Annotated in this window: 23 protein-coding genes; 15 read left to right on the forward strand and 8 right to left on the reverse strand. The window is 55.5% G+C overall.

The annotated features are described in order from the left end of the window. Positions 1 to 76: 76 nt before the first annotated feature. Positions 77 to 709 (forward strand): 4'-phosphopantetheinyl transferase family protein, encoded by a 633-nt coding sequence (locus tag EQG79_RS16965; protein WP_129602757.1) that lies wholly within the window; start codon positions 77 to 79, stop codon positions 707 to 709. 70 nt (positions 710 to 779) lie between these two features. Here EQG79_RS16965 and EQG79_RS16970 read toward each other — a convergent pair whose 3' ends face one another. Further along, the gene (locus EQG79_RS16970) at positions 780 to 1,652 is read right to left on the reverse strand and encodes a transglutaminase-like domain-containing protein (RefSeq protein ID WP_077922561.1); all 873 of its coding nucleotides are present in this window, start codon (positions 1,650 to 1,652) and stop codon (positions 780 to 782) included. A 130-nt stretch (positions 1,653 to 1,782) separates the two neighbouring features. Between EQG79_RS16970 and galE the strand changes: the two genes are divergently transcribed. From galE to EQG79_RS17015, 9 genes are all read left to right on the forward strand, one after another. Then, the gene (galE, locus tag EQG79_RS16975) at positions 1,783 to 2,820 is read left to right on the forward strand and encodes a UDP-glucose 4-epimerase GalE (protein ID WP_077922562.1); all 1,038 of its coding nucleotides are present in this window, start codon (positions 1,783 to 1,785) and stop codon (positions 2,818 to 2,820) included. A gap of 81 nt (positions 2,821 to 2,901) precedes the next feature. Continuing rightward, positions 2,902 to 3,963, forward strand: coding sequence for a dTDP-glucose 4,6-dehydratase (gene rfbB, locus EQG79_RS16980; RefSeq protein WP_077922635.1), 1,062 nt, complete (start codon positions 2,902 to 2,904; stop codon positions 3,961 to 3,963). Positions 3,964 to 3,968: 5 nt separating this feature from the next. Next, the gene (locus tag EQG79_RS16985; protein ID WP_129602759.1) at positions 3,969 to 5,060 is read left to right on the forward strand and encodes an AAA family ATPase; all 1,092 of its coding nucleotides are present in this window, start codon (positions 3,969 to 3,971) and stop codon (positions 5,058 to 5,060) included. Continuing rightward, positions 5,057 to 5,758 (forward strand): DUF4276 family protein, encoded by a 702-nt coding sequence (locus tag EQG79_RS16990; protein ID WP_129602762.1) that lies wholly within the window; start codon positions 5,057 to 5,059, stop codon positions 5,756 to 5,758. The genes EQG79_RS16985 and EQG79_RS16990 overlap by 4 nt, the downstream gene beginning before the upstream one ends. A 38-nt stretch (positions 5,759 to 5,796) precedes the next feature. Then, positions 5,797 to 6,657: a glucose-1-phosphate thymidylyltransferase RfbA gene (gene rfbA, locus EQG79_RS16995; protein ID WP_077922565.1), complete on the forward strand. Its 861-nt coding sequence runs from the start codon at positions 5,797 to 5,799 to the stop codon at positions 6,655 to 6,657. 407 nt (positions 6,658 to 7,064) lie between these two features. Then, positions 7,065 to 7,466, forward strand: a complete 402-nt coding sequence (locus EQG79_RS17000; RefSeq protein ID WP_077922566.1) for a hypothetical protein — start codon at positions 7,065 to 7,067, stop codon at positions 7,464 to 7,466. An 11-nt stretch (positions 7,467 to 7,477) separates the two neighbouring features. After that, positions 7,478 to 8,149, forward strand: a complete 672-nt coding sequence (locus tag EQG79_RS17005) for a hypothetical protein (protein WP_129602764.1) — start codon at positions 7,478 to 7,480, stop codon at positions 8,147 to 8,149. Positions 8,150 to 8,309: 160 nt separating this feature from the next. Then, the gene (locus EQG79_RS17010; protein WP_077922568.1) at positions 8,310 to 8,780 is read left to right on the forward strand and encodes a MarR family winged helix-turn-helix transcriptional regulator; all 471 of its coding nucleotides are present in this window, start codon (positions 8,310 to 8,312) and stop codon (positions 8,778 to 8,780) included. 88 nt (positions 8,781 to 8,868) lie between these two features. Next, positions 8,869 to 11,307, forward strand: coding sequence for a 3-hydroxyacyl-CoA dehydrogenase/enoyl-CoA hydratase family protein (locus EQG79_RS17015; protein WP_129602766.1), 2,439 nt, complete (start codon positions 8,869 to 8,871; stop codon positions 11,305 to 11,307). 252 nt (positions 11,308 to 11,559) lie between these two features. Here the strand turns inward: EQG79_RS17015 and EQG79_RS17020 are convergent, their stop codons facing one another. Next, positions 11,560 to 12,201, reverse strand: coding sequence for a DedA family protein (locus EQG79_RS17020; RefSeq protein WP_077922570.1), 642 nt, complete (start codon positions 12,199 to 12,201; stop codon positions 11,560 to 11,562). A gap of 21 nt (positions 12,202 to 12,222) precedes the next feature. Then, positions 12,223 to 14,127 (reverse strand): ABC-F family ATP-binding cassette domain-containing protein, encoded by a 1,905-nt coding sequence (locus tag EQG79_RS17025; RefSeq protein WP_077922571.1) that lies wholly within the window; start codon positions 14,125 to 14,127, stop codon positions 12,223 to 12,225. A 132-nt stretch (positions 14,128 to 14,259) separates the two neighbouring features. On the opposite strand from EQG79_RS17025, the gene EQG79_RS17030 reads away from it, so the two are divergent. After that, complete coding sequence (locus EQG79_RS17030; RefSeq protein ID WP_077922572.1) at positions 14,260 to 15,270, forward strand: formylglycine-generating enzyme family protein; 1,011 nt, start codon at positions 14,260 to 14,262, stop codon at positions 15,268 to 15,270. A gap of 87 nt (positions 15,271 to 15,357) precedes the next feature. Continuing rightward, the gene (gene folK, locus EQG79_RS17035) at positions 15,358 to 15,840 is read left to right on the forward strand and encodes a 2-amino-4-hydroxy-6-hydroxymethyldihydropteridine diphosphokinase (RefSeq protein ID WP_129602768.1); all 483 of its coding nucleotides are present in this window, start codon (positions 15,358 to 15,360) and stop codon (positions 15,838 to 15,840) included. An 87-nt stretch (positions 15,841 to 15,927) separates the two neighbouring features. Here folK and EQG79_RS17040 read toward each other — a convergent pair whose 3' ends face one another. The 5 genes from EQG79_RS17040 to EQG79_RS17060 form a co-directional block, all read right to left on the reverse strand. Further along, positions 15,928 to 17,589 carry a glycerol-3-phosphate dehydrogenase/oxidase gene (locus EQG79_RS17040; RefSeq protein ID WP_129602770.1) on the reverse strand — a complete coding sequence of 554 codons (1,662 nt, stop codon included), beginning with the start codon at positions 17,587 to 17,589 and terminating at the stop codon, positions 15,928 to 15,930. Between the two features lie 85 nt (positions 17,590 to 17,674). Beyond that, positions 17,675 to 18,286 carry a hypothetical protein gene (locus EQG79_RS17045; RefSeq protein WP_129602772.1) on the reverse strand — a complete coding sequence of 204 codons (612 nt, stop codon included), beginning with the start codon at positions 18,284 to 18,286 and terminating at the stop codon, positions 17,675 to 17,677. A 96-nt stretch (positions 18,287 to 18,382) separates the two neighbouring features. After that, on the reverse strand, positions 18,383 to 19,123 hold the full coding sequence (locus EQG79_RS17050) for a hypothetical protein (protein WP_129602774.1): 741 nt from the start codon (positions 19,121 to 19,123) through the stop codon (positions 18,383 to 18,385). A gap of 127 nt (positions 19,124 to 19,250) precedes the next feature. Beyond that, positions 19,251 to 20,771: an alpha,alpha-trehalase TreF gene (treF, locus tag EQG79_RS17055; protein ID WP_129602776.1), complete on the reverse strand. Its 1,521-nt coding sequence runs from the start codon at positions 20,769 to 20,771 to the stop codon at positions 19,251 to 19,253. 106 nt (positions 20,772 to 20,877) lie between these two features. Continuing rightward, positions 20,878 to 21,873, reverse strand: a complete 996-nt coding sequence (locus EQG79_RS17060) for a glycoside hydrolase family 43 protein (protein ID WP_129602778.1) — start codon at positions 21,871 to 21,873, stop codon at positions 20,878 to 20,880. Positions 21,874 to 22,022: 149 nt separating this feature from the next. On the opposite strand from EQG79_RS17060, the gene EQG79_RS17065 reads away from it, so the two are divergent. From EQG79_RS17065 to EQG79_RS17075, 3 genes are all read left to right on the forward strand, one after another. Beyond that, positions 22,023 to 24,002, forward strand: a complete 1,980-nt coding sequence (locus EQG79_RS17065) for a M1 family metallopeptidase (protein WP_129602780.1) — start codon at positions 22,023 to 22,025, stop codon at positions 24,000 to 24,002. Positions 24,003 to 24,063: 61 nt separating this feature from the next. Beyond that, on the forward strand, positions 24,064 to 24,438 hold the full coding sequence (locus EQG79_RS17070) for a hypothetical protein (RefSeq protein ID WP_077922580.1): 375 nt from the start codon (positions 24,064 to 24,066) through the stop codon (positions 24,436 to 24,438). 1 nt (position 24,439) lies between these two features. Beyond that, complete coding sequence (locus EQG79_RS17075; protein ID WP_077922581.1) at positions 24,440 to 24,928, forward strand: NADH-quinone oxidoreductase subunit C; 489 nt, start codon at positions 24,440 to 24,442, stop codon at positions 24,926 to 24,928. The last annotated feature ends 74 nt before the right edge of the window (positions 24,929 to 25,002 follow it).

The raw sequence follows: 25,002 nt of genomic DNA on the forward strand, positions 1-25,002 counted from the left end.
AGACCGACAGGCGACTAAAGTGCCAGGAAAGGCGCACCGTTTTTCGCGGGTCGGCAGTCAAAATTCAACATTATTAATGCCTTCGCCAACCGTTCTCAGCATCACGCCCGACTGTACGGCGGTGCTGCACCCCATTTCTGACACGGAGCCCACCCTCCGCCAGCGCCTGACGCTGACCACCGGCGAAGAGGAGGAGCTGGCGCGGATTACGCACCCCGAACAACGGGTAGAGTGGCTGGCCTGCCGGGTGGCCGTTCGGCAGCTGGTCGAAGCAGCAGGCTGGACCTATGCAGGTTTGCAGAAAGATGAGTACGGCAAACCGCACCTGGTCGGCTCAGCCTGGCACATATCGATTTCCCATACCGGCGGCTGGGCTGCCGCCGTACTGCACCGAACCCGGCCCGTAGGCATCGACATCGAACCCATGCGCGACAAGTTTACGCGGGTGGTACCCCGTATTCTGTCAGCCGCCGAGATTCATCATGCCGCCGGTAACGCAGCCCGGCTGGCCGTATACTGGTGTGCGAAAGAGAGCTTGTACAAATTATACGGAAAGCGGCAGCTCACCTTCCGTCAGCATCTGCTCATCGACCCCTTCGCCGACGGCGCCGAGCAGCTGACTGGCCATGTGCGGTTACCGGATCACGAAGAGCAGCTGACGATCCGCTGTTTCCGCATCGGTCCCGGCCTGCTGGCCGTAGCGTTCTAACTAAATAATGGATAATGAAAAATAGAGCCACCTCATTTTTCATTATCCATTACCCGTTATTCGTTCTGTATCACCGTTGCGTATAGTCGGAGAGGGGCAGGCCGTCGCCGTCGTCTTTAACGGTTTCCAGAATCCGCTCCACTTCTTCTACCCGTTCGGTATCGCCGTTTTTTTCGAAGGCCAGCGTCAGATTCCGCAGCACCCGCCGTACGATATCGGCATTGGTGCAGGGTTGATAAAACGTATCGAGTCGTTTGATGTTGAGCTGGTCGATGTACTGATCGATGTCTTTTTTGGTAAAGACCAGCCCCCGGTTGAACACGTTGATGTAGAACTGGACGCCATTGTGTTTATAGGTCAGCACAAACAGATTGGGCAGGTTCACGCCATAGATCGGCATGTTGAGCCGCTTGGCGATGAGCATATACAGCACACACAGCGTAATCGGATTGCCCCGGCGCGTTTCGAGCACCTGATTAATCATGGAGTTGGCCGGCGAATGAAAATGCTTGGTGTTGGGCGCAAACTTCAGCTTGGTAAAAAACGCATTGTTGATAGCCCGCACCTGCTCGTCGGGGTGCATGTCGGGCTTGAAGTCGATCCAGACGTCGTAGTAAAGCTGCTCAACTTCCTGCTTCAGTTTATCGAGCGAGAGGTCGGGATACTGGTAGGTGGCCACGATCCAGAGTCCTTCGAGCAGGTCCATGGCTCCGCCGTTTTTCCAGTCGCGCATCCGTTCCAGCACCGACTCGTATTGCAGATCGTGAATAATTTCTTCGATGCGTTTCTGAAGAGCCGGGTTAAAACTGCCCTCCCACTCGGTTTCCAACAGCGGAATCATTTTTCCGCCCATTTGCCGGATTTGCTGCTCGACGTGCTCAACCACTTCCTGGTCTTCGTCGTCCAAAAGAGAAATGAGGGCTTTTAATTGGTTATCATTCATACGTTTCAGCAACTTGACTGGGTGACCCCAGGATAAATACTGCTTTTGGAAACCTATCGAATATACTACTTTTGTTGCGCTCAATGAGCCGCCTTAGTAAAATAATAACAAAATTTTTATAAAAAACGGTTTGACACCTACAGGTAGGGCACCCAGAATTTTAGTGACGGGCGGAGCCGGTTTTATTGGCTCCCACACGGTCGTTTCGTTGGTCGAAGCCGGTTTCGAACCGGTTATTGTCGACAACTTCTCCAACTCCCAGCAATCGGCTCTCGATGGCCTGCGCGCCATCCTGAACCGCGACGTGACCTGCTATTCGGTCGACTGTAACGACCGGGCGGCTATGACCGAGATCTTCGAGAAAGAAGAGCTCCGCGGAGTCATTCACTTTGCGGCCTATAAAGCGGTTGGCGAGTCGGTTCAGCAGCCGCTGAAGTACTACCGCAACAACCTCGACTCGCTGCTGCTGCTGCTCGAACTGATGCCGGCCTACGGCGTGCAGAACCTGGTTTTTTCATCGTCCTGCACCGTTTATGGCCAGCCCGAGCAGCTTCCGGTAACCGAAGAAACACCCCGGCTCCCGGCTCAGTCGCCCTACGGCAACACCAAAGCCATCAGCGAAGATATCATCCGCGATACCGTACAGGCTCAGGTGCCCATCCGGGCGCTGGCGCTGCGGTATTTCAACCCCGTTGGGGCCCACCCCTCAGCCCAGATCGGCGAACTGCCGCTGGGCGTTCCGGCTAACCTGGTTCCGTTCATTACGCAAACGGCCGCCGGTATACGCCAGAGCCTGACCGTATACGGCAGCGATTACAACACCCCCGACGGCACCTGTATCCGCGATTATATACACGTGATGGATCTGGCCGAAGCCCACGTTCAGGCGCTCAAAAAACTCAACGAAGCCGAAAACGAGGCCAGCTACGACGTGATCAACATCGGCACCGGCCGGGGCGAAACGGTCCTGACCATTATCAATACCTTTGAGCAGGAAACAGGCGTGAAGCTCAACTACACCATGGGACCTCGCCGGGCAGGCGATGTAGAACAGGTGTACGCCGATGTAACGAAAGCCCGTCGCGAACTGGGCTGGACCGCCCGGCGAACCCTGGCCGAGTCGCTCCGCGATGCCTGGCGCTGGCAGGAAAAACTCAGTTTATCTTAGTTGGTTACGGGGTATTCAGACTGGCAGCCAGTATTGCCAGCCTGTCTGAACGCCCGGTATGGCAAATCGAATATAACTACCATGAAACTTCTTATCACCGGCGGGGCCGGCTTTATCGGATCACACGTAGTCCGGCTGTTTGTTACCAAATACCCGGAGTATCAGATTTATAACCTCGACAAACTGACCTACGCCGGTAATCTGGCTAACCTGTCAGACATCGAACACGCCCCGAACTACACCTTCATCAAAGGCGATATTACCGACGCCAAATTTATCGACGACATGTTCGCCGAGCTGGCGTTCGATGGCGTCATCCACCTCGCAGCAGAGTCGCACGTAGACCGGTCCATTACCGACCCCATGTCGTTTGTCATGACCAACGTGGTGGGCACAGTAAACCTGCTCAACGCGGCCAAAAACACCTGGGCAGCCGGGGCGTCGGGTTTCGACGGCAAGCGGTTCTACCACGTCTCGACCGATGAGGTATACGGTTCGCTGCACAACCCCGACGAGTTCTTCACCGAAGAAACCGCCTACGACCCGCAGTCGCCCTATTCGGCTTCCAAGGCCGCTTCGGATCACTTCGTTCGCGCTTATGGCAACACCTATAAGCTGCCGGTTGTGCTCAGCAACTGCTCCAACAACTACGGTCCCAATCATTTTCCGGAGAAGCTGATTCCGCTCATGATTCACAACATCCAGACCAACAAACCGCTGCCGGTTTACGGCAAAGGCGAGAACGTTCGGGACTGGCTGTTTGTAGTTGATCACGCCCGCGCTATCGATGCCGTATTTCATAACGGCCGCCTGGGCGAGACCTACAACATCGGCGGGTTCAACGAGTGGAAAAACATTGACCTCGTTCACCTGCTGTGTACCATCATGGACCGTAAGCTGGGTCGGCCCGAAGGTACCTCGGCTCAGCTGATCACCTACGTTACCGACCGCGCCGGACACGACCTCCGCTACGCCATCGACGCCCATAAGATTATGAACGAGCTGGGCTGGCAGCCATCACTCCAGTTCGAGCAGGGCCTCGAAAAAACGGTCGACTGGTTCCTCGAAAACCAGGAGTGGCTCGACAACGTAACGTCGGGTAACTACCAGAAGTATTACGAAAGCATGTACACTAACCGATAATTCTAATGAAGCTGGTCAGTTTTTCGTGCAAGGCCTATGGTCACTCGATCCAAGAAATCAATCTACAGCAGGTTAATCTGCTTGTAGGGCGGAATGGAAGTGGCAAATCATACGCGCTGCGCTCTATTGAAAGATTGGCCGATGTCATTTCAGAAAAAAGCTGGCATCCCGTTGTTCGGGAATGGAAAGCTGAATTTGAAGATGAAGCAGGTAAACAGTTAGCTTATTCTTTTGGGTGGACTGAAAAGGGGGTTTCTATTCAATACGAACAACTAGTATGGGACGGCATAATTCTAATTGAGCGTAATCAGGATGGCTGCTTTGTCTATTCTAGTGTTACAGATAAAAGAGAAGAAGTCACTCCGCCCAAAACAAAACTGGTTATCAACGTTCGCCGGGACACAAAACTTCATCCAGAATTTGAGAAGTTGATTCACTGGGCCGAATCCTGTTACAGTTTCCGCTTCGGCACGATTGTTCCAGAGGTAGAGGATATTGACAGGAAGTTGTCAAAGTTTAACTTCTCGCCTTTAGATCAAACAAAAACCGATTATACGCCAGGCGATTTGTTTAATGATTTAGAGCATAAGCAGCAGTGGAAGATTCTTGATTTGATGCAAGACTTCGGTTACCGTTTTGAGGTTCTGAAATCTAGAGGTACTACTGATCCGAAAAGTGTTGAGTATCGTGAAAAAGGCTGGGCTCGACCATATGACATCACGCTCACCTCACAAGGTACCTTCAGGGTATTTATCCTTCTGGCTTATTTCCTTCGTCTAGTCAACACAGCAAAGCCACAACTCATTCTGATCGATGATCTTGGCGAAGGGCTTGACTATAGCAGGTCCGTTAAACTAGGTAAGTTCCTCTTTGATGAATGTCAAAAAGCCGGAGTGCAGTTGATTGCCACCTCCAACGACGGTTTTTTAATGGACGCCATTCCAATTGAATACTGGAATGTCTTACGGCGAACAGGAACTGAAATTACCGCTTTGAACGCTGAAAATCATCTTGAACTCTTCCAGAATTTCGCTTACACCGGGCTTTCTAACTTTGACTTTTTCTCATCAGATTATATTGATACCCACCTGAAATGAGAAAAATTGCAGTTTTTGTAGAAGGACAGGCTGAATTAATTTTTGTTCGGGAGTTTTTGTTAAAGTGGTTCAACTACAACATTGATTTGGAGTGCCGTAATTTATTTACTGATGGTCAGTCTCATCAGGCAGAATTCGATTTTCCAATCTCCACTGCACCTATCCATGTTCAGGTTATCAATGTAGGCGGAGACGGGAATGTTTTATCAAGGATGCTCGGACGAGAGCAACTTTTACACAACGCCGGTTACGAAACAATCATCGGCTTAAGAGACATGTATTCTGAGGAGTACAAAAAAAAGGTAAAAAACCAAACTGTTGATCCAGCAATAAGCGAGCTGTTCAAAAACGGTGCTACCGTTACAATTTACCAAAGGGCAAAGCAACCTGACTCAATGAAGCTTTGCTTCGCTATTATGGAAATTGAAGCATGGTGGCTTGGTATACCCACCGTTTGGCATAGTTTCGATTCTACAATTCAGAACCAGTTTGCTGATGCTTTTACCAGGCCGGAATCCGTTTTTCACCCAGCCACTCTAATAAATAAGCTTCTCCAATCAAGACACCAATCTTATAAGAAATATAAGGGTGAGGTTGAGTCGATTGTAAGTCGTATTTCTTTGCAAGACTACATCGATCTGCGAGACAGTCAGCGATGTCCCTCTTTTTGTGAGTTCGTTGATCACATTAACACTTAACAACACTTGAACATAATCAATAATTAAACTACCTTAAAATGAAAGGTATTATCCTTGCCGGTGGGTCAGGTACCCGACTCCATCCGCTTACCCTGGCCGTCAGTAAACAGCTTATGCCTGTTTATGACAAGCCTATGATTTATTACCCCCTCTCGATTCTGATGCTGGCGGGTATTCGCGATATCCTGATCATTTCGACGCCCCATGACCTGCCTCACTTCGAAAAGTTGCTGGGCGACGGCGCCCGGCTGGGATGCCGGTTCAGCTATGCCGTACAGCCCAGTCCCGATGGACTGGCGCAGGCGTTCATCATTGGCGAAGAGTTTATCGGCGCTGACAAGGTAGCGCTGGTACTGGGCGACAATATCTTTTACGGGTCGGGCCTGTCCAAGCTCCTCCAGGCCAACAACGATCCTGACGGGGGCGTGGTGTACGCGTATCAGGTTCACGATCCCGAGCGTTACGGCGTCGTTGAGTTCGATGATGATTTCAACGTCTTGTCGATCGAAGAGAAGCCGGAGAGTCCCAAGTCGAACTATGCCGTGCCAGGTTTGTACTTCTACGACAACGAGGTCGTTACCATTGCCAAGAACATAAAACCATCGCCCCGGGGCGAGCTGGAAATTACCGACGTAAACCGGGTTTACCTGGAGCGCGGCAAACTCAAAGTAGGCGTACTGGACCGCGGAACGGCCTGGCTCGATACCGGTACGTTCGAGTCGCTGATTCAGGCGGGTCAGTTTGTTCACGTCATCGAAGAGCGCCAGGGCCTGAAAATTGGCTGTCCTGAGGAGATTGCCTACCGGATGAAGTTTATCACGGCCGAGCAACTGACCGAAATTGCCAAACCACTCGTCAAGAGCGGCTACGGGCAATATCTGCTGAACCTGCTGAAATAAGCCAGCCTGTCTTACCTGCTGGCTACAAAAAAAGCGCCGGGGCATCTGCTCCGGCGTTTTCATTAACCTAACCTATGAGATATTCGGACCGCCGTAGCGGCAAATTCGTTTCAGAGAATGCTCTCTGATACACAACAAAGGTAGAGCCGCTTCGGCAACCGGTCTAGCGCGAAAACCCTGCTTTTTGGCTAGCCACTGCAATACAGCATAACTCCGCATTCTACTGCGTATTTCTACGTATTAACGAGCCCGAAACCGGTCTAAACAGCTGACTAGTAAGCAACGAAGCGTCTATAGTATCGTAAGCCCGCTTGTATAAATAGAAAAAGACGTTGTATGTTCGTGACGGGCTGCAACTGGTAGCTGGATGCAGCTCATCTCGTTTACTTCTTTTCCTTTTTCTGTATATGTCCGTTTTTACTGAAGATGCCGGCCGTTTTCTGAACGCCCGCGAAACCAAAACCATGACGGGCGCCTACCGCGACCGTAAAGTATCTGTTGGTCTGAAACCCGACGACTATATTCGTTCCGAGTATTTCGGGATCAACCAGGTTATGCATCTGCTCAAACAGCCCGGCTGCGTAGGGCTGCGCGTTCACCACGCCAAACGCTGGGAAGATGCCGACGGCAACCCGACCGAACCCGGCCAGGGACAGCTGATTCCCCGCGTACTTTTATCTGGTGTCGACGCCAATGGTCACGATATGCCCATCCGGGCCAGTCAATCAGGTCTGAAAGATATGCCGGGAGATGGCGACGACGAGACGCTGGGCGATGGTCATACCTGCCCTCGTCATTGCGGTCAATAAGCATATATAGCATGGAAAGGCTACTGGAATTAGCAGAGAAATACCCCCTCGATTTCGTCTCTCACTTGTCCAGTGGCCTTCCTATTTTGGTGGGCATACTAACCTTTCGCTACCATTCTGTCGTTCGGCGTTATATCTGGCTCCTGTTTATTTTCTTCTTCTGCAAGGATTCTCTTTCGCTCTATCATACCTACCACGTCACCAGTAACCTGTATATTCAGAACGCTGAGACGTTTTTTGCCACGCTATTCATTGCGCTGATTTATTACAACTGCTTCTCGAATCGCCTACCCAGGCAACTTATTGTCTACAGCTGCGCCCTGGCCATCGGCGTCATCGTGCTGACGTTTGATAGTGAACGCGTTTCATTCATGAACCTGCTCGCGTTCCGTTTTTTTGCCATCGGCCTCTCCCTCTCCTACTTCAATAAAATTATTCAGGACCTGCGAATCAAGCACATCCTGAAACATACCATGTTCTGGTTTAGCTCCGGCCTGCTGATCTACGCCACGGGCACCTTCTTTGTCAGCCTCTTCATCGAATTCCTGTTCGACCCCAGTCAGGTCGACGACGCCACCTTCGATTCGTACTGGAATCTGAACAACAGCCTGTTCGTTATTTTCTCGGTGCTTTCGGCCATTGGCCTGTGGTTTAGCCGGGGCGACCGCGAAAACATGGTATAGATTACCTTCTGTCGACTTCTCCTATAGCCGGTATCGTTTGACGTTAACACTACGGAAAAACCGGCCGCGTTGCTTTTTCGATAAAACCGTATGCATGCATACCATTTATTGAAAAAATAGTAGCTTTACATCACAGAACGTGAACAGGACGACGCCAGCTATGAAGAAGGAGAAAACCGTTGATTTTCACATCAAGTGGGGGTGGCATGCCATTTCGCGCATGTACAACGCCTACGCAGCCCGCTATGACATGACGATGGCCATTGGCTACGTCCTGCTCAATATTGACCTCGACGAGGGTACGCCGGCCACCAAAATCGGGCCGCTGCTCGGTATGGAACCCCGGTCGCTGGTTCGGATGCTGAAAAGCCTCGAAGAACGCGGCTGGATCCGGCGCGAGGTCGACGGTAACGACAAACGGTTTGTCCGCATCTTTCTGACCGAAGAGGGCCGCGCCAAACGGGAAACCGCCCGCGAAGGCGTCATTCAGTTCAACAACATGATTCGTGAGCGTATTCCGCTCGACAAGCTCGTGCTGTTTTTCGAGGTTATGAAAGACATTAACCGGATTGTTGAGGAAGAAAACGCCAAAATCAAAGCCAACGAAGCGGAAGAGTTAACCCTGGAGTAAGAACCTAAAAACCGAAAAAGACAGGCTGTGGTCACGGAATGCCTGACTGGCACCGCCGGGCAGCGGCCTGTTTTCATCAACCAGAACCATGGAAACAACCCTGGAAAAACCCAAAGCAACCACCATCAAGAATAGAACCATCCGGCGCGTAGCGGTGCTGGGGTCGGGCATCATGGGGTCCCGTATTGCGGCCCACTTCGCCAATATTGGCGCCGATATTTTGCTGCTGGATATGGTTCCGAAAGAACCGAGTGCGGCCGAACAGGCCAAAGGCCTCACGACCGACAGCCCCGCCGTTCGCAACCGGATCGTTACGGACGCTTTTCAGACCATGCTGAAAGCCAGCCCGGCTTCACTCTATAGTCCCAAATTTGCCCAACGGATCAAGCTGGGCAACTTTGATGACAACCTGAAAGAGATCAGCGCCTACGACTGGGTAATTGAAGTGGTTGTTGAACGGCTCGACATCAAACGCTCGATCTACGAGCGCGTGGAGCAGTACCGGAAGCCGGGCACGCTGATCACGTCCAACACCTCCGGTATTCCGATGCACCTGCTGACCGAAGGCCGGAGCGACGATTTCCGGCGCCATTTTGCGGGTACTCACTTCTTCAACCCGCCCCGCTACCTGCGCCTGCTCGAAGTTATTCCGGGCCCCGATACCGACCCGGCCGTTATCGATTTCCTAATGAACTACGGCGATCTGTATCTCGGCAAAACAACGGTTCTCTGTAAAGATACGCCCGGCTTCATTGCCAACCGACTCGGTATTCAGTCGCTGATTCAGACCATTCGGGTGGCCGAAGATATGGGACTGACCGTCGAAGAAGTCGACAAACTCACCGGTCCGGTAGTTGGGCGCCCCAAGTCGGGTACGTTCCGGCTCTCCGACGTAGTTGGCCTCGACACCACCGTCAACGTGGCCAGCAATCTTGTCAAGCTGGACTATGACGAGTCGCGGGCCAGTTTCGAACTGCCAGCCTCGGTGCAGAAACTGATGGAGAACAAATGGCTCGGCGATAAAACGGGGCAGGGTTATTACAAAAAGACAAAAGACGACAAAGGGCAGACCCAGATTCTGGCTCTCGACCTGAAGTCGTTCGAGTATAAACCATCGGAAAAGGTGCGCTTTACGACGCTCGATAGCACAAAAGCGATCGACAACCTGCGCAAGCGCTTTCCGGTGCTGCTGGCCGGTACCGACAAAGCAGGCGAGTTTTACCGCCGGACTTTTGCCGATGGCTTCGCCTATGCTACGCACCGCATCCCCGAAATTTCGGACGAACTATACCGGATCGATGCGGCCATCACGACCGGCTTCGGCTGGCAAATGGGTCTGTTCGAAACCTGGGACGCCATTGGCGTTCGGAAAGGCGTCGAGATCATCGAAGCGCAGGGTAAAAAACCAGCCCAGTGGGTCTACGACATGCTGGCCGCCGGTATCGAGCAGTTCTACAAGGTAGACAACGGGAAACGGATGTATTACGACATTCCGACCAACGCCTACAAAGCCATTCCCGGGACCGAAGCCTTTACGATTCTCGAAAACCTCAGCAACAATATTGTCTGGAAAAACGCGGGCGCCAATATCATCGACCTCGGCGATGGTATTCTGAACGTAGAATTCCGGTCCAAGATGAACACCTTTGGTCAGGAAGTATCCGAAGCCCTGATGAAAGGGATCACGCTGGCCGAGAAAGATTTCCGGGGCCTGGTTGTCGGCAATGACTCGACCGAAGCCTTTTCGGCGGGTGCCAACCTCGGTACGCTGTTCATGTTTGCCGTTGAGCAGGAATTTGACGAGGTCAACCTGATGATTGCGCAGTTCCAGCAACTTATTACCCGACTGCGGTACTCGTCTATCCCGGTCGTGGTAGCGCCCCATACGCTCACGCTGGGCGGAGGCTGCGAAGCCGTCCTGCACGCCGACCGCGTTGTGGCCCATGCCGAAAGCTACATTGGTCTGGTCGAGGTAGGGGTTGGCCTGATTCCGGCCGGTGGTGGTACCAAAGAAATGGCCGCCCGGGCGTCGGATCTTATCCAGGCTGGTGACCCGGAGCTGAACATCGTGCAGAACGTGTTCATGAACATTGCCACGGCGAAGGTGTCGACCTCGGCTCAGGAAGCCCGCGAGATGAACTACCTCCGCCCCACCGATCAGATTGTGCTGAACCGCAGCCGGCTGATTGCCGAAGCCAAGCAGGCCGCTATTGAGCTGGCCGACAATGGCTATACCCAGCCCAAACCACGCACCGACATTCGGGTGCAGGGCAAAACGGGCATTGCGCTGTTCAAAGCGGGTCTGACGGCTATGCGCATGGGTAAATACATCTCGGATCACGACATGAAGATTGCCGACAAGCTGGCTTATGTCATCTGCGGGGGCGACCTCAGTGCGCCACAGAACGTATCGGAGCAGTATCTGCTCGACCTGGAGCGCGAAGCCTTCCTGTCGCTGACCGGCGAGAAAAAGACCCTCGAACGCATCCAGAGCCTGCTGACCGGCGGCAAACCGCTGCGGAACTAAGCCGCGCCATCCCGATGCCACTGATACGTATTTGAGACCCATTAGGGCGACAGGTCCATAGCAGTAGTAGTCTAATAAAGAAACCCCGTTGGGGCGACATGGTAGCTCAAGCTTACACTATGTCGCCCCAACGGGGTTTCTTTATACGGGTCCTCACGATTATCCCCCGGTACAGTTAATACCCCTTTACAAAAGATCCCTCCTACCGTCGGGATGACAAAAAACCACTCCCGCAGCCTGTCCCGGCCATAGCTACACGTTTTCAGCCCGTCTTTCGCGCCGGGCGTTGAGGTAACCCCGCACCACGGTGAAGGTCGTAACGGCGAGGAAGAAGATAATGATCCAGTGTACGTAGTCGACGATCCACGGAAAACGTTCGCCGAAGAAATAGCCTCCGCCCACCAGCGTGAAGACCCATACGGCTCCGCCAATGATATTGTAGAGCATAAAGAACCGGAAATCCATATGGATCAGACCGGCCAGCAGCGGGGCAAACGTGCGCACGACGGGCAGAAACCGGGCCACGATCAGCGCGCTGGTCCCGTATTTCTCGAACGCCTTGCGGGTATCTTCGATGTATTGTTTCTTGAAAAACAGCGAATCGGGCCGGTTTTGCAGTCGGGCGCCGAAAAAGTGGCCGGTCCCGTAGCCCAGCAGCGAGCCCAGCACAGCCGCCCCAAAGATACAGCCCAGCAGCAGCCAGAGCGGCACATCGAGCAGGCGGGTACCCGCAAAAACGCCCGACAGAAACAGCAGGTAATCGCCCGGCAGAAAGAACCCGAAGAAAATGCCGTTCTCTACAAAAATGATCAGCGTAATCAGCACCAGACCACCCGTGCGGATAATTTCTTCGGAATTGAGCAGATACTGAAAAAATTCGACGATTTGGTTCATGGTGCAGACTGGACGTCCGTTCTACATATATTCGGCTAACTCAAGCCAGCGGTCTGACTTGTCGGCAATGGCCAGATCGAGCTGTTCGATCTCGCGGGCCCAGGCGGTTAGCTGTTCGTGATGCCCACCCGCGTTGAGTAGACCCAGCACCTCGCTTTTTCGTTGCTCCAGCGATTCGATTTCTTTCTCCAGCGCTTCGTATTCGCGTATCTCTTTGTACGACGGCTTCCGTTTGGCGGCCGGTGCGCTGGCAGGAGCCACTGGCTGAGAAACCACAGCGGTTGCGGTTTGGTTCTTCGCCCCGTTGGCCGATGATTTAGCCTGCGGTGACGAGGCAGTTGTTTTGGGCTGCGAATCGCGCCATTCGCGATAATCGGTGTAGTTGCCGGGATAATCGCGGACTTTACCTTCTCCTTCCAGCACAAAGACGTGATCAACGAGCCGATCCATAAAATAGCGGTCGTGGGTCACGATCAGCACACAACCCGCAAAGTTGAGCAGGAAATCTTCCAGCACGTTCAGCGTTGTGATGTCGAGGTCGTTGGTCGGCTCGTCGAGGATCAGGAAGTTGGGGTTCTGTACCAGCACCAGCAACAGCTGCAGCCGCCGTTTTTCGCCCCCGCTCAGCTTGGCCACAAAATCGTACTGCTTGGAGCGGTCGAACAGAAACCGGCTCAGCAGTTGCGTAGCCGTAACGGTATCACCGTTGGCCAGCTTCATGACCTCGGCCACGTCCTGCACGACGTCGATGACCCGCTGGTTTTCGGGCAAATCGAGTTCAGTCTGGGTGTAGTAGCCGAACTTAACGGTGCCGCCGGTGGTAATTTTTCCCGAATCGGGCCGGAGCTGGCCGGTCAGCATGTTCATCAGCGTGGTTTTACCCATGCCGTTTTTGCCAATCAGCCCCACCCGGTCGAGCCGTTTAAAGGTGTAGTTGAAATGATCGAGCAGCACCTTGTCGCCAAAGCGTTTGCTCAGGTTTTCTACCTCCAGAATTTTGCTGCCCAGCCGGGTCATCCGCAGATTCAGGTCCAGTTCGCCGTCGTTGCGTTTGCCGCTGGTTTTTTCTTTGAGGTCTTCAAAGGCATCGACCCGATACTGCGCTTTGGTACCCCGGGCTTTGGGCTGCCGGCGCATCCATTCCAGCTCCCGCCTGAACGTATTCCGATCTTTGGCCAGCTCTGAAGCGGCTGCGGTTTCGCGCTCGTCTTTCTTCTCCAGAAAGTAGGCGTAATTGCCTTTGTAAGTATAGAGCTGCCCGCCGTCCAGTTCGGCGATCTGGTTACAGACCCGATCCAGGAAATACCGGTCGTGGGAGACCATCAGCAGCGTACCGTTGTTGGTATTGAGGTGATTTTCGAGGTACTCGATGGCTTCGAGGTCGAGGTGGTTGGTAGGCTCGTCGAGAATGAGCAGGTCGGGCGCCTGAATAAGCACCCGGGCCAGCGCGACCCGTTTGCGCTGCCCGCCCGACAGCGAACTGACCGGCTGGTTAACGTCCTGAATACCCAGTTCGCCCAGCATCTGCCGGATCTGCGACTCGTAATCCCAGGCTTCGAGCTTCTCCATCTGGACCATGGCCCGCTCCAGCGCTGCGTGATCGTCGGTAGCCAGGGCATGCTCATAGGCGCGAACGGCATCGAGCTGGGCGCTCTCGCCCGCCAGTACGGCTTCCATCACCGTCAGGGCATTATCGAACTCGGGCTGCTGGTCGAGGTAGCCGACTGTAATGTCCTTGCGCTGGCTGACCACGCCGGCATCGGGCGGCATGGCACCGGCCAGAATAGACAGCAACGTCGTTTTTCCCGATCCGTTGGCACCCACGATGGCTACCTTGTCGCCCCGGTTGACGCCGAACGTCAGGTTCCGGAAAAGTGTACGGTCGCCGTATGTCTTGGTTAAGTTTTCTGCAGAAAGAAAATTCATAGGTAACTGGCATAAACCGGGTCGGTTATGGATTGCCTTCCGGTTTGAAACACAAAGGTACAACAAAGGAAATCGTTCGTACTTTTACCGGTCAGTCAATGACGTCCGAAACCTCTACCTTCATAACCCGGAATGGACCTGAAACGTCTCCTTCAGTCGGTTGCCCTGATCGCCCTGACCATAGCGACGGCCGCTGCCCAAACGCCAACCGCTTTTACATCGTACACCCAGATTATTACCGGTTCCAATCAGACTTATCCCATGGTTGCCATCCCCGGCGGCAAATTTATGATGGGTAGTCTGCCCGCCGAAAAAGGACACAAACCCGACGAAGCCCCCCGCCATAGCGTAACGATAGAGCCGTTCTGGATGGGCAAGTTTGAAGTTACCTGGGATATATACGACCTGTTTACGACCAAGAATATCGAGAAAGAAATGGCAACCCGTTACCCCGACGGAGCCGATCTGTCGAAGACCGACGCCACGACCCGGCCCAGCCCGTCGTACGTCGATATGTCGTTCGGTATGGGTCGGTCGGGTTACCCGGCCATCAACATGACCCAGTACGCGGCTATCAAGTTCTGCGCCTGGCTGTACGATAAAACGGGCATTTTTTACCGGCTTCCCACCGAAGCTGAATGGGAATATGCGTGCCGCGGTACCGGACCCAATGCCAGCCTGGCCTACTCGTTCGGCAACGATGTGAAGAAGCTGGGCGAGTATGCCGTGTTCAATGGCAACAGCGACGGGAGCTACAAGAAAATTGGCACGAAGAAACCCAACTCATTCGGCTTGCACGACATGCATGGTAACGTCATGGAGTGGACGCAGGATCAGTACATCGAGGACTATTACAAACAAAAGGCCGCCGGCACGGTAAAAGAACCCTACGCCCCCACTACCTCGCTCTATCCGAACTCGGTCCGGGGCGGTTCCTGGGACGACGACCCAACCGTACTGCGCTCGGCCGCCCGTACTCCCTCAGCCCCGGCCTGGAAAGTGCTGGACCCCCAAAGCCCCAAGTCAGACTGGTGGCTAACGTCGGCCTCGTTCGTCGGTTTTCGGGTGGTGCGCCCCGCCAAAACGCCCAGCCCCGCCGAAATCCGGGCCTACTACGACATCAAACCCATCAAGGATTATTGAGTGAATGAGCGAATGGGTGATTGAGTGGGCTGGCGCTCATTCACTCAATCACTAACTCACTCAATCACTAACTCACTCAATTACCTATTGACAACGTTTCTTCTTCTCGGTGCTAATCTGGGCGACCGGGTGCTTACACTGCGCCGGGCAGCGGATCTCATTGCTCAACGGGTTGGTACGGTAACGCAATGGTCGCGCCTGTACGAAACGGCGCCCTGGGGCGTAACGGATCAGCCGTCGTTTCTGAATCAGGTACTGGTTGTGGATACGGCATTAGTGCCCGAAGCGGTACTTGACCAGACGCAGGCCATCGAACATGAACTGGGACGGGTGCGACTGAACAAGTGGGGCGCTCGCCTGATCGACATCGATCTACTCTATTACGACCAGCTGCGGCTACAAACCGACCGGCTGACGGTGCCGCATCCGTTTTTGCACGAACGGCGGTTTACGCTGGTGCCGCTGGCCGAGGTGGCACCGGACTTTCAGCATCCAGTATTGGCCAAAACCAGCCTGGCGTTGCTGGCCAGCTGTACCGATACCAGCGAAGTGTCGGTCTATGAGCCATGAGAGCACCGCAATCCGCCCGACGATTCGGCGGTGAAGCAGGTGCTACGAACTCGTGTGCGGCAAGTTGCTGGTATTCCCTGCTGGTTTCTACATCTTCAGCAGTTCGGCGGGGGGCGCTGTACTGAGGCCGGCATCGTGGCGGAACGAGGCCACCAGCATCCGATACGCCGTAACCTGTCTGGCACAGTAGTCGTCGGTCCAGTTCAGCTCGCGGGCCAGGATGTCGGCAACGGGCTGGGCCAGCAGAGCGCTCAGCTGCCAGTCCGACAACTCAAGGCGCCAGCGCCGGGCCAGCACATCGCGAATTGTCATCGCCATTTCTTCCCGAACGTGATAGACCACTTCGGCCCGGATAAACGGCAAACGTTCGTGCACACGGTCAGACAGGGTCGCATCCTGCAGGATGAGCTGAGTTACCCATTCGGCGCGATCGCCATAGGTCTGCATCAGGTGCTGGCTTGTGTCATCGTCCAGCTGATACCGGCGTTGCAGGGACTTCCAGTCATCAAAGCGGTACTTTTCTCCACCTACCAGATAATAGGTCTCGGTGCAGCCCGGCTTCGGCTGGTTCAGCTGCTCCCCTACGCGATCGATGGCGTCCTGAGCCATGAGCCGGTAGGTTGTCCATTTCCCGCCCAGCAGGCTCAGCAGGCCCGAGGCCGGGTCGTGTTCTACTTCGTGGTCGCGCAGCAGGGTTTTGGTATCGGCCCGGTTGCTGACGATCAGCGGCCGGATACCGCCGAACCCGGCCCGGACCTCGGTAGCCGCGGGGGTTTTGGCCAGATAAGGCCGCAAGGTATCGAGCAGGTAGGTAACCTCGTCGGCTTCCAGGACCGGTTCCTGCTCCAGGTCCGTATAATCAGTATCCGTGGTGCCAACAAAGACGCTGTCGCCAAACGGAATAGCGAATACAACCCGACCGTCTGATGTTTTCGGGATCAGCATGGCACAGTTGCTATTCAGCGTGTCGCGGGGAAGCACGATATGCACCCCCTTACTGGGCCGGATGCGGGGTTCGAGCCGGGGATTGGCCAGGAGCCGAACGGGGTCAGCGTAGGGGCCCGCACAGTTCAGAAACACCCGGGCGCGGATCGAACCAGTTTCGCCAGTCAGCTGATCCTGGGTCAGAGCCGTGGTTAGCTGCCCCTGGTCATCCCGTTCAAAGCCGGTCAGGGCGGTGTAGTTCAGAACAATAGCGCCGGCTTCATCGGCCGAGTGGGCCAGCGCCAGCGCGTAGCGGGCATCGTTGAACTGACCGTCGTAATACAGCACAGCACTATGAAGTCCGGGCGTCAGGGTGGGCATCTTTTCGAGCGCTTTGGCGCGGCTGAGCCATTCTCCCTTCGGAAACGAATCGTGCCGGGCAAACAGGCTGTAGAGTCGCAGGCCGATAGACATATACAGGCCTTCGAACGCGCTGAATACCGGCGTAAGCAGGGCCAGCGGATGCGCCAGGTGAGGTGCGTTTCGCAAGACCGTACGACGTTCGGCCAGGCCGTGGCGCACCTGCCGGAGCTGAGCCAGATCGGCGTTTTTGAACGCCTGCTCGAGATAGCGTACGCCCCCGTGAATCAGCTTGGTAGAACGGGACGAGGTTTCGCCCGCAAAATCGCCCCGGTCAATCAGCACAACGCGGTAACCACGCAGGGCTGCATCAAGAGCCGCTCCGGCCCCGCTCGCTCCTGCACCAATTATACATACGTCAAACGATTCATGCCGTACCCGCTGCTGATTTCTTTGTCGATTCATACACGAAGATAGGGAGATTTACCAGAGTAAACAGGTAGACCTACCAACCAGCCCCCCGTCCTTACCATTTAGTAAACAGCTATTTTTACGACGAATAGCTACGGCTGCGGCCGCCGAAGAAGCCGCTACGGCCACCCGACGGGCGAACTGTACGCGTTACGCGCGAGTTCCGGATGTTATCGCTGATTTGGGTAGACCGGTTATACAAACCCGGATTGGCATAAACGCCAGCCCCGTATCGATTTCGGTCGGCAGCATACTGCGGGGCGGTAGACCGACCCAGCATGTAGCCCAGGCTCCCCCACAGGAGCACGTTAGCCAGTCCGTTATGGTGTGTGTACCCGTTCGGGTTGTTCAGGTAAGTGCGGGTCGACTGATCGGTTTCGACAAGCCGGCGGGCGGCTTCGACACTGAGCGTATCGCGGTGGCCATCGGCATAGTTTACGATAGCTCCGGCCTGACCGGGTTGGGCGGGCACCTCGTCGGTAATCTTGAAATTACCCGGCGCCGTTTCGGTGATGTAGGTACGAACGCCTTTTCCGAACGAGGTTTCGGTCCGTTCGGGCTGGTCACTGTTTGAGTTAGACCCGCAGCTTTGCAGCAGTACGGACCCGTTCAGCAGCGCCAGACTGAGCGTTGTACTCAGTGTAATGTCTTTAACGCGCCGAAGAACGGCATGCCGACGAAGAGGTGTCATAGCAAAATTTGTGATAGTCAACTACTAAACTACCAGACACCCCGCAGGGTTGCAAGTTGTTCGGGATGAAGAGTCGACCGAACCAACAAACGGTTGTCAGAAGGGACGGTAACAGTCGCCGAAAAGAATAACGATACCTGCCGTGGCGCTCACGGCCCCCACGGTCCGGTCGCCGGTGAAGTATGAACTTTGAGCACGGCCCGTATTGGTCCAGGTAGTTGACGTAAGTCCGCTGAAGGTGAAGCGCGACTGGGTATAATCGCCAGCCAGTTGTAGCGAGATACAGCGGCCTAACCGATACTGAACGGCCAGCCCGCCCCCCAGCGCCAGTGCGGTACTCTTCGACCCGCTCGTTTCAACGCTGGTTCCGGTTTCGGTGGCAGGCGCCGTCAGACTCGTCGTAGGCATGGTTGCCTGCGCCTGGCCAGCCATCAGCCGCGTATTGATGGAGAAGCGCCCGATCGGCAGGTGAACGTAAGGACCGCCCATGAAGGTGGTGGTTGACCAGTTGCCTGCATCGACGGTTCCGTTGCTAAACCCATCGACCAGCAGCGACTGCGCCTGTACGCTGTTCCGGTGTTGCTCGGCCCGAACCATCAGCCCTACCGGCCCAACGAGCCGAACCCCTCCCGCCAGGCTGAACGCAACGCCCCGCCTGGCCATACCGGCCCCTTTTTCATCAGGAGAACTGCTGGCAAATTGCCCTACTGGCAGGCTGCCTCCCGCCGAAACAGCGAAAAACCCCCGCTTGTCCTGATGCGACAGGATAAACGATTTCTGGCAAAACGAAACGGTCGTCATACCGGCCGCCAACACAGTTAGGATAATTTTTTTCATGACCTGTCCGTCTACTGTTACCTCTTTTGAGGAACCCTAAACAAATACAGTGCCATGATTAATTGGCGAATGAGTGATTGAGTGATTGAGTGGTGAACAAAGCCTAATCACTCAATCACTCATTCACTCAATCACTCATCCACTTACTCTTCAGCGCCAGGTAAACGCCGTTGGTCCAGCCGAAGCCGTCCTGGTTGGGGTATTCGCCCCCGCCCGTTGTCAGCGACGCGTCGACAACGTTGTATTTTTCCATCATCTTGCCGGTCGCTTTAAAGACTTTGTCGTTCAGGGCCAGCCAGCGTTCACTGGCCGTACGGGCGGTTTCGGCAAAGCCGTAGTTCAGTAGCCCCTGGTAAACGATCCATTGCAGGGGCGCCCAGCCGTTGGGCCAGTCCCACTGCTGCCCACTATGATCGAGCGTGGTTACCCAGCCGCCGGCCTGCAAAAAATGATCGCGGAGCCGGTCGTGAACCCGTTGTGCCTGCTGCGGAGTGGCCAGTTTGAAGAACAGCGGGAAAGCAGCAGCCAGCGTTTCTGACGAAACCGGCTCGTTGGCGAGGGCGTCGTAGTCATGATAAAAACCCGTATGCTCGTTCCAGAACAGCGCCTGGATATAATCCCGGCGCCGGGTGGCCCGCTGATCGAATAAATGGGCTTCGTCGGGCTGGCCTGCCTGTACATACGCATCGCGCAGGGTGGTTTCCAGATCGTAGAGCAGGCAGTTCAGATCGACCGGAATGAGATCGGCGGTGCGGGTGGTGACCAGCGTATTGCGATGCGAAAACCAGCGGCTGCTGAAATCCCAGCCTGACTCGCAGGCTGCCCGGATGTGGGTGTAGAGCCTGTCGGAGTGGATACCAAGCTGTTCGGCATCGGGGAGTAGCGCGACCTCCTGCCGGTACGCTTCAGGACGGGGCGCGGGGGTATTGTCCCAATACCGGTTGAGCCAGCCACCGTCGGGCATAGGAACCACCCGAAGCGTCAGGGCGCGGGGTTCGGTCTGGCACCCATCCATCCAGAAATCATGCTCTTTTCGGAGCTGCGGCAGGTAGGTTATCAGCACCTCGGGACCCGTCATATCGGCCAGCAGCCGAACCATCAGCGCGAAATAGGGCGGCTGCGACCGACTCAGAAAATAAGACCGGTTGCCATTCGGAATGAACCCGAACAGGTCGATCAGATGAGCGAAATTGTCGAGCATGTCGCGGATCAGATCGGCCCGGCCCGACTCCCGCAGACCCAGCATGGTAAAATACGTATCCCAGTAAAATATTTCGCGGAAACGACCGCCCGGCACTACGTACGGACGCGGCAGCGGCACCCGCGAGCTACCCGATACGGGCGCGTCGGCAGGGCGGGTCAGCCGATCCCACAACTCGTTGATATGAGCGAGGGTAGTGCCCGATGTGTCGCTTACGTAATTACTGGCTACCGGTTCAGGCACCACAAAATGCTCATGAACAAAGGCGTGCAGATCGAACCCCTCTTTATCCTTGTCAGCCTGGTACAGGGCCACCAACTCGGCCGGGCTCTGTTTGGGAACACAGTCGACAAAGGTTTTGGAATCAGAAAAAACACGGCCCAGTTGCACAGCGCGAAACAGCTCGCCTAACAGCTTGTCAGGCGACTGGAAAGAAGAGACATTCATGCCCAATTCGTTGTAGTCAGTTAATCGTGCCGCAAAGGACGGGAAATCACCCACAATGACCATAGAACCAGCCGGACATTTGCGGGCCAACGGGTATCATCCGCAGCTACTGCCGCCACGTAATCGGAACCCCTTCGGCCACCGGCGTACCAAAATGGGGCGTGCCGTCCGGTTGCCAGTGTACGGGTTGCAACCGGGGCGACCGCTCGTTTTCACAGCCCAGTCCGGGTCGCGGGTTGGCATGATAAAGTAACCAGTCGCTTCCGTCGGCTGTTCGAAAAAAACTGTTGTGCCCTGGTGCATATACCTGATTTTCTACCGATGTCTGAAAAACCGGCCGTGGATTTTTCACCCAGCTGCCAGGTGTCATCAGGTCGGTATCGGTCGGGGCGGTCAGCATACCCAGGCAATACTGGTCGGTCCAGCAGCCACTGGCCGAATAGATCAGAAACAGGCGGTCGCCGTGCAGCAGCGGGGCGGGGCCTTCGTTGATAAATATATGATTGCGGGGATTTTCCGGGTCCGGATCGTAGTTATGCCGTTCCCAGTCCAGCACCGGCTCCGACAGAACAACCCGCTCCCCGTCGGCGGTCAGCGGGTCTTTCAGCCGACACAGGTAAATATCCTGCCGGGTGTTGTCATCACCGGCCCAGCCCGACCAGGTGAAATAGAGCTGACCGCGATAGGTGAAGGCGGTACCGTCGATGGCCCATTTATCGTCGGGCAGACGCAGCTCGCCCGCCAGGTGCCAGTGGTCGGAGAAGGGGTCGGCCGTTTCGTTGACCAGCACGAACATGCGCTGTCGTTCGTTGATACCGCGTTCATCGTCGGCGCTGAAATAAATATACCAGACCCCGTTGATGAAGTGCAGCTCCGGCGACCAGATATTGCGGGAACAGGGTCCGGTTTCGGGAGCCGTCCAGACGATCTTCTGTTCGGCCCTGGCGAGCTGGGTGAGGTCGGTCGTTTTCCAGATCGTCAGGTTGGTTTCGATCGAATGCATGTAATAATAAAACCCGTCGTGACAGATAACCCAGGGGTCGGGTCCATAGGCAAGTAACGGGTTACTGAAGGTGCGGGGCGTAGCCGGCGAGTGGGTCATAATCAGAAACAGACGCCTAAGCGCGGTCTGTTTCTATGAAACCGGCCTCCCTCCGGTTGGTTGGCGGATTCGGGGCAGAAAGTCTTTATATTTGACTCAGCACCACTCCGAATGCGTATTCGGCAACCGGTTTGCCCGCCTGTTTACCCATGATCCGATCGTCTCTCGTGCTGTTTTTCCTGGCCCTGGTTCTGACCAGCTACGCCCAGCCGCCGAAACCTATTTTTCCGGTTCCGCTGAGTCCGCGGCTCGCCAATTATCAGATCGACGTTACGCTCGACCCGGCCCGTAAGACCCTGAACGGCCGCGAAACCCTCAGCTGGACAAACCCATCCAGCGACCTGATCCGGGAGCTGCGTTTCCATCTGTATCTGAACGCATTCCGGAATGAGAAGAGCACCTTCATGCGCGAATCGGGCGGCCAGCTTCGGGGCGACCAGATGGACCGGAACGCGGCCGTTGATCCGTACGGGTCTATCGATATCACGTCCATGAAAGTGCGCGGGGGCGAAACCCTGGCCTATCAGTTCATCCAGCCCGACGATGAAGCCGCCGGTACCCTCAACAAAGACGACCGAACCGTGATTCGGGTGCCGCTCAGCCAGCCCGTCGGACCCGGCCAGACGATCGTGCTCGATATTGTTTTCAAGGCCAAACTCCCCAAGATTTTTGCCCGTACCGGATTCAGCCGCGACTATTTTCTGGTGGGCCAGTGGTTTCCGAAGATCGGCGTGTACGAACCGGCCGGCACCCGCTACGCCAAAACCGGCCAGTGGAACTGCCACCAGTTTCATGCGCACTCCGAGTTTTATGCCGACTACGGCGTATACGACGTGAACATCACCGCTCCGAAAGCGTACTGGGTCAGCGCCACGGGCCTGTATCAGTCCGAAAAAATACACAGCAATGGCACCAAGACCCTCCGGTACCATGCCGAAGATGTTGTTGATTTTGCCTGGACAGCCTCTCCGCATTTCCAGGTGATCGAGGATACCTGGAAGCGACCGTCGGGGGGTGCCGTGGCGATCGAGCTCCTGATGCAGCCCGAGCACCTGAACCAGGCCCAGCGGCACCTCGACGCGGCCAAAGCGGCCCTCTCCTACTTCGACAGATACCTCGGCCCCTACCCGTTTCCGAACCTGACCATTGTTGACCCGCCCCTGCACGCCAGCGGCTCGGGCGGTATGGAGTACCCCACGTTTATTACGGCCGGCACCGTCTGGGGCCTGCCCGAGGGCATTCGCGCGCCCGAGATGGTAACGGTTCACGAGTTCGGTCATCAGTACTTTATGCAGCTGCTGGCCAGCAACGAGTTCGAAGAAGCCTGGCTCGACGAGGGGTTCAACCAGTATTACGAAGGCCGCATCATGGACGAAACCTACGGCCCCCGCAGCGCGCAGGTCGATCTGTTCGGCTTCCGGATGGGCGACCTCGAAAGTTCGCGCAGCAGCTACGTACACCAGGAAAACCCCGCCCTCGGCTCTTCGTTCGGCAACACATGGCAGCTCCCCGACGGGCAGTATGGCGTGCTGACCTATACCAAAACCGCCACCTGGCTCCGGACCCTCGAAGGGCTCGTTGGCCGTCCCGTTATGGATGAGATCATGCGCACTTACTTCGTTCGCTGGCGGTTCAGGCACCCCAATGCCCGCAGTTTTATCGACATCGTAAACGAGGTCGTACCGAAACGGCTCGGCGGCAAATACGGTCCCGATATGAACTGGTTTTTCGACCAGGTCCTCTACGGCGACAAGGTTATCGACTACGCACTGGCGAGCATCCGAAACAGCCCGGCCTCGTCGCAGAAAGGCCGCAGGCGGCAGCAGCGCATCACGGTACAGCGCCAGGGCGATGGCCAGATGCCGGTAGACGTTCGTGTGCATCTCGACACGGGTAAAGAGGTGCTGCTGTTCTGGGATGGGAAAGCCCGCCAGCGTACCTTTACCCTCTACGAAGATGCCGACATAGTCTGGGCCACGGTCGATCCGAAGCAGAAGCTCTACATGGATCTCAACCTGAACAACAACAGCCTCACGCTCGAACCCGCATCGGCCCCGGCGGCCAAGTTTGCCGCTAAATTTCTGTTCTGGGTGCAGAACTGGATGCAGTGGCTGGCCTGGCTGGCGTGATGTAGCATCCCGGTCCAACGATCGGCGGTCGAAACGGGTCTATCCAGAAACGAAACGGATCATGAAAAAAGCGCTTGTGTTCTTCCTGCTGATCGGTTTGGGGGCCTGTAGTGAATCGAGCCAGCTGGCGGTCCAGCCCGACCCCTTGCTCGGCCCTGTTCAGGAAGCCGATGGAACCCTGTCTGACCAGGCGGCTGTTGACGGATGCGGCCTGTTGCTATCGATCAAACGAAACGCATCGACCACCGACCAGTATGCCGTCAGTGACTCATCGCTGGCGCTGGTTAAGCAGTATCTTGTGTATTCGTACGCCGTCGCTAAGCTCGACGCCACCGTTCGGTTTCAGCCAACGGGGCGAAAAAAAGAGGTGTTGTGTGGCTTTGCCGGCTTCAAACCATTCGACGAGGTGCTTATTTTGTCGATCAAACCCCGCTAACGTGAATTTTACTGCTATCGTCAGCCTGCTCCAGACCCGTTTCGGCCCCGAAGCCGTTGTGGCCAATACTACCAACCCACAGCCATACCTTACCGTTCCGGTTGAGCAGCTGGTGGCGATCGGCCAGTTTCTGCGCGACGACGACCGGCTTTTCTTCGACCTGCTGGCCTGCGTTACGGCCATCGATAATGGCCCCGAAGCCGGTACGATGGAGGTTATTTACAACCTGACGTCTATTCCGTTCGAGCATAATCTGATGCTGAAAGTTGTGGTCCCGCGCACAACGCAGCCCCTGCCGGCGGTGCCGAGCCTGGCCCATCTCTGGCGTACCGCCGACTGGCACGAGCGCGAAGCCTTCGACCTGGTGGGCATCCGCTTTACCGATCACCCCGACCTGCGCCGGATTCTGCTCCCGGCCGACTGGGTTGGGCATCCGCTCCGGACCGACTATCGGGAAGAAGATCAGTACCACGGTATACAAACAAAGTAGGCCAATATCGGGTACAGTAGTTGAGCATCCGCGCGTTCCTTCGATATTCGTGATTCCGGAACCGATCATGCCGG

This window comes from Spirosoma sordidisoli (genome assembly GCF_004138325.1).
Lineage (GTDB): Bacteria > Bacteroidota > Bacteroidia > Cytophagales > Spirosomataceae > Spirosoma > Spirosoma sordidisoli.

What these genes read in the sequence shown, in the direction of transcription:
- EQG79_RS17065 (WP_129602780.1), top strand. Translation starts at nt 22,023, where the DNA reads ATGATCCGATCGTCTCTCGTGCTGTTTTTCCTGGCCCTGGTTCTGACC.
- EQG79_RS17005 (WP_129602764.1), top strand. Translation starts at nt 7,478, where the DNA reads ATGGAAAGGCTACTGGAATTAGCAGAGAAATACCCCCTCGATTTCGTC.
- EQG79_RS17040 (WP_129602770.1), bottom strand. Translation starts at nt 17,589, where the DNA reads ATGAATCGACAAAGAAATCAGCAGCGGGTACGGCATGAATCGTTTGAC.
- EQG79_RS17020 (WP_077922570.1), bottom strand. Translation starts at nt 12,201, where the DNA reads ATGAACCAAATCGTCGAATTTTTTCAGTATCTGCTCAATTCCGAAGAA.
- EQG79_RS17070 (WP_077922580.1), top strand. Translation starts at nt 24,064, where the DNA reads ATGAAAAAAGCGCTTGTGTTCTTCCTGCTGATCGGTTTGGGGGCCTGT.
- rfbB (WP_077922635.1), top strand. Translation starts at nt 2,902, where the DNA reads ATGAAACTTCTTATCACCGGCGGGGCCGGCTTTATCGGATCACACGTA.
- EQG79_RS16990 (WP_129602762.1), top strand. Translation starts at nt 5,057, where the DNA reads ATGAGAAAAATTGCAGTTTTTGTAGAAGGACAGGCTGAATTAATTTTT.
- EQG79_RS17025 (WP_077922571.1), bottom strand. Translation starts at nt 14,127, where the DNA reads ATGAATTTTCTTTCTGCAGAAAACTTAACCAAGACATACGGCGACCGT.
- EQG79_RS17045 (WP_129602772.1), bottom strand. Translation starts at nt 18,286, where the DNA reads ATGACACCTCTTCGTCGGCATGCCGTTCTTCGGCGCGTTAAAGACATT.
- EQG79_RS17015 (WP_129602766.1), top strand. Translation starts at nt 8,869, where the DNA reads ATGGAAACAACCCTGGAAAAACCCAAAGCAACCACCATCAAGAATAGA.
- treF (WP_129602776.1), bottom strand. Translation starts at nt 20,771, where the DNA reads ATGAATGTCTCTTCTTTCCAGTCGCCTGACAAGCTGTTAGGCGAGCTG.
- EQG79_RS17000 (WP_077922566.1), top strand. Translation starts at nt 7,065, where the DNA reads ATGTCCGTTTTTACTGAAGATGCCGGCCGTTTTCTGAACGCCCGCGAA.
- EQG79_RS16970 (WP_077922561.1), bottom strand. Translation starts at nt 1,652, where the DNA reads ATGAATGATAACCAATTAAAAGCCCTCATTTCTCTTTTGGACGACGAA.
- EQG79_RS17050 (WP_129602774.1), bottom strand. Translation starts at nt 19,123, where the DNA reads ATGAAAAAAATTATCCTAACTGTGTTGGCGGCCGGTATGACGACCGTT.
- EQG79_RS17010 (WP_077922568.1), top strand. Translation starts at nt 8,310, where the DNA reads ATGAAGAAGGAGAAAACCGTTGATTTTCACATCAAGTGGGGGTGGCAT.
- EQG79_RS16985 (WP_129602759.1), top strand. Translation starts at nt 3,969, where the DNA reads ATGAAGCTGGTCAGTTTTTCGTGCAAGGCCTATGGTCACTCGATCCAA.
- EQG79_RS17060 (WP_129602778.1), bottom strand. Translation starts at nt 21,873, where the DNA reads ATGACCCACTCGCCGGCTACGCCCCGCACCTTCAGTAACCCGTTACTT.
- EQG79_RS16965 (WP_129602757.1), top strand. Translation starts at nt 77, where the DNA reads ATGCCTTCGCCAACCGTTCTCAGCATCACGCCCGACTGTACGGCGGTG.
- EQG79_RS17030 (WP_077922572.1), top strand. Translation starts at nt 14,260, where the DNA reads ATGGACCTGAAACGTCTCCTTCAGTCGGTTGCCCTGATCGCCCTGACC.
- rfbA (WP_077922565.1), top strand. Translation starts at nt 5,797, where the DNA reads ATGAAAGGTATTATCCTTGCCGGTGGGTCAGGTACCCGACTCCATCCG.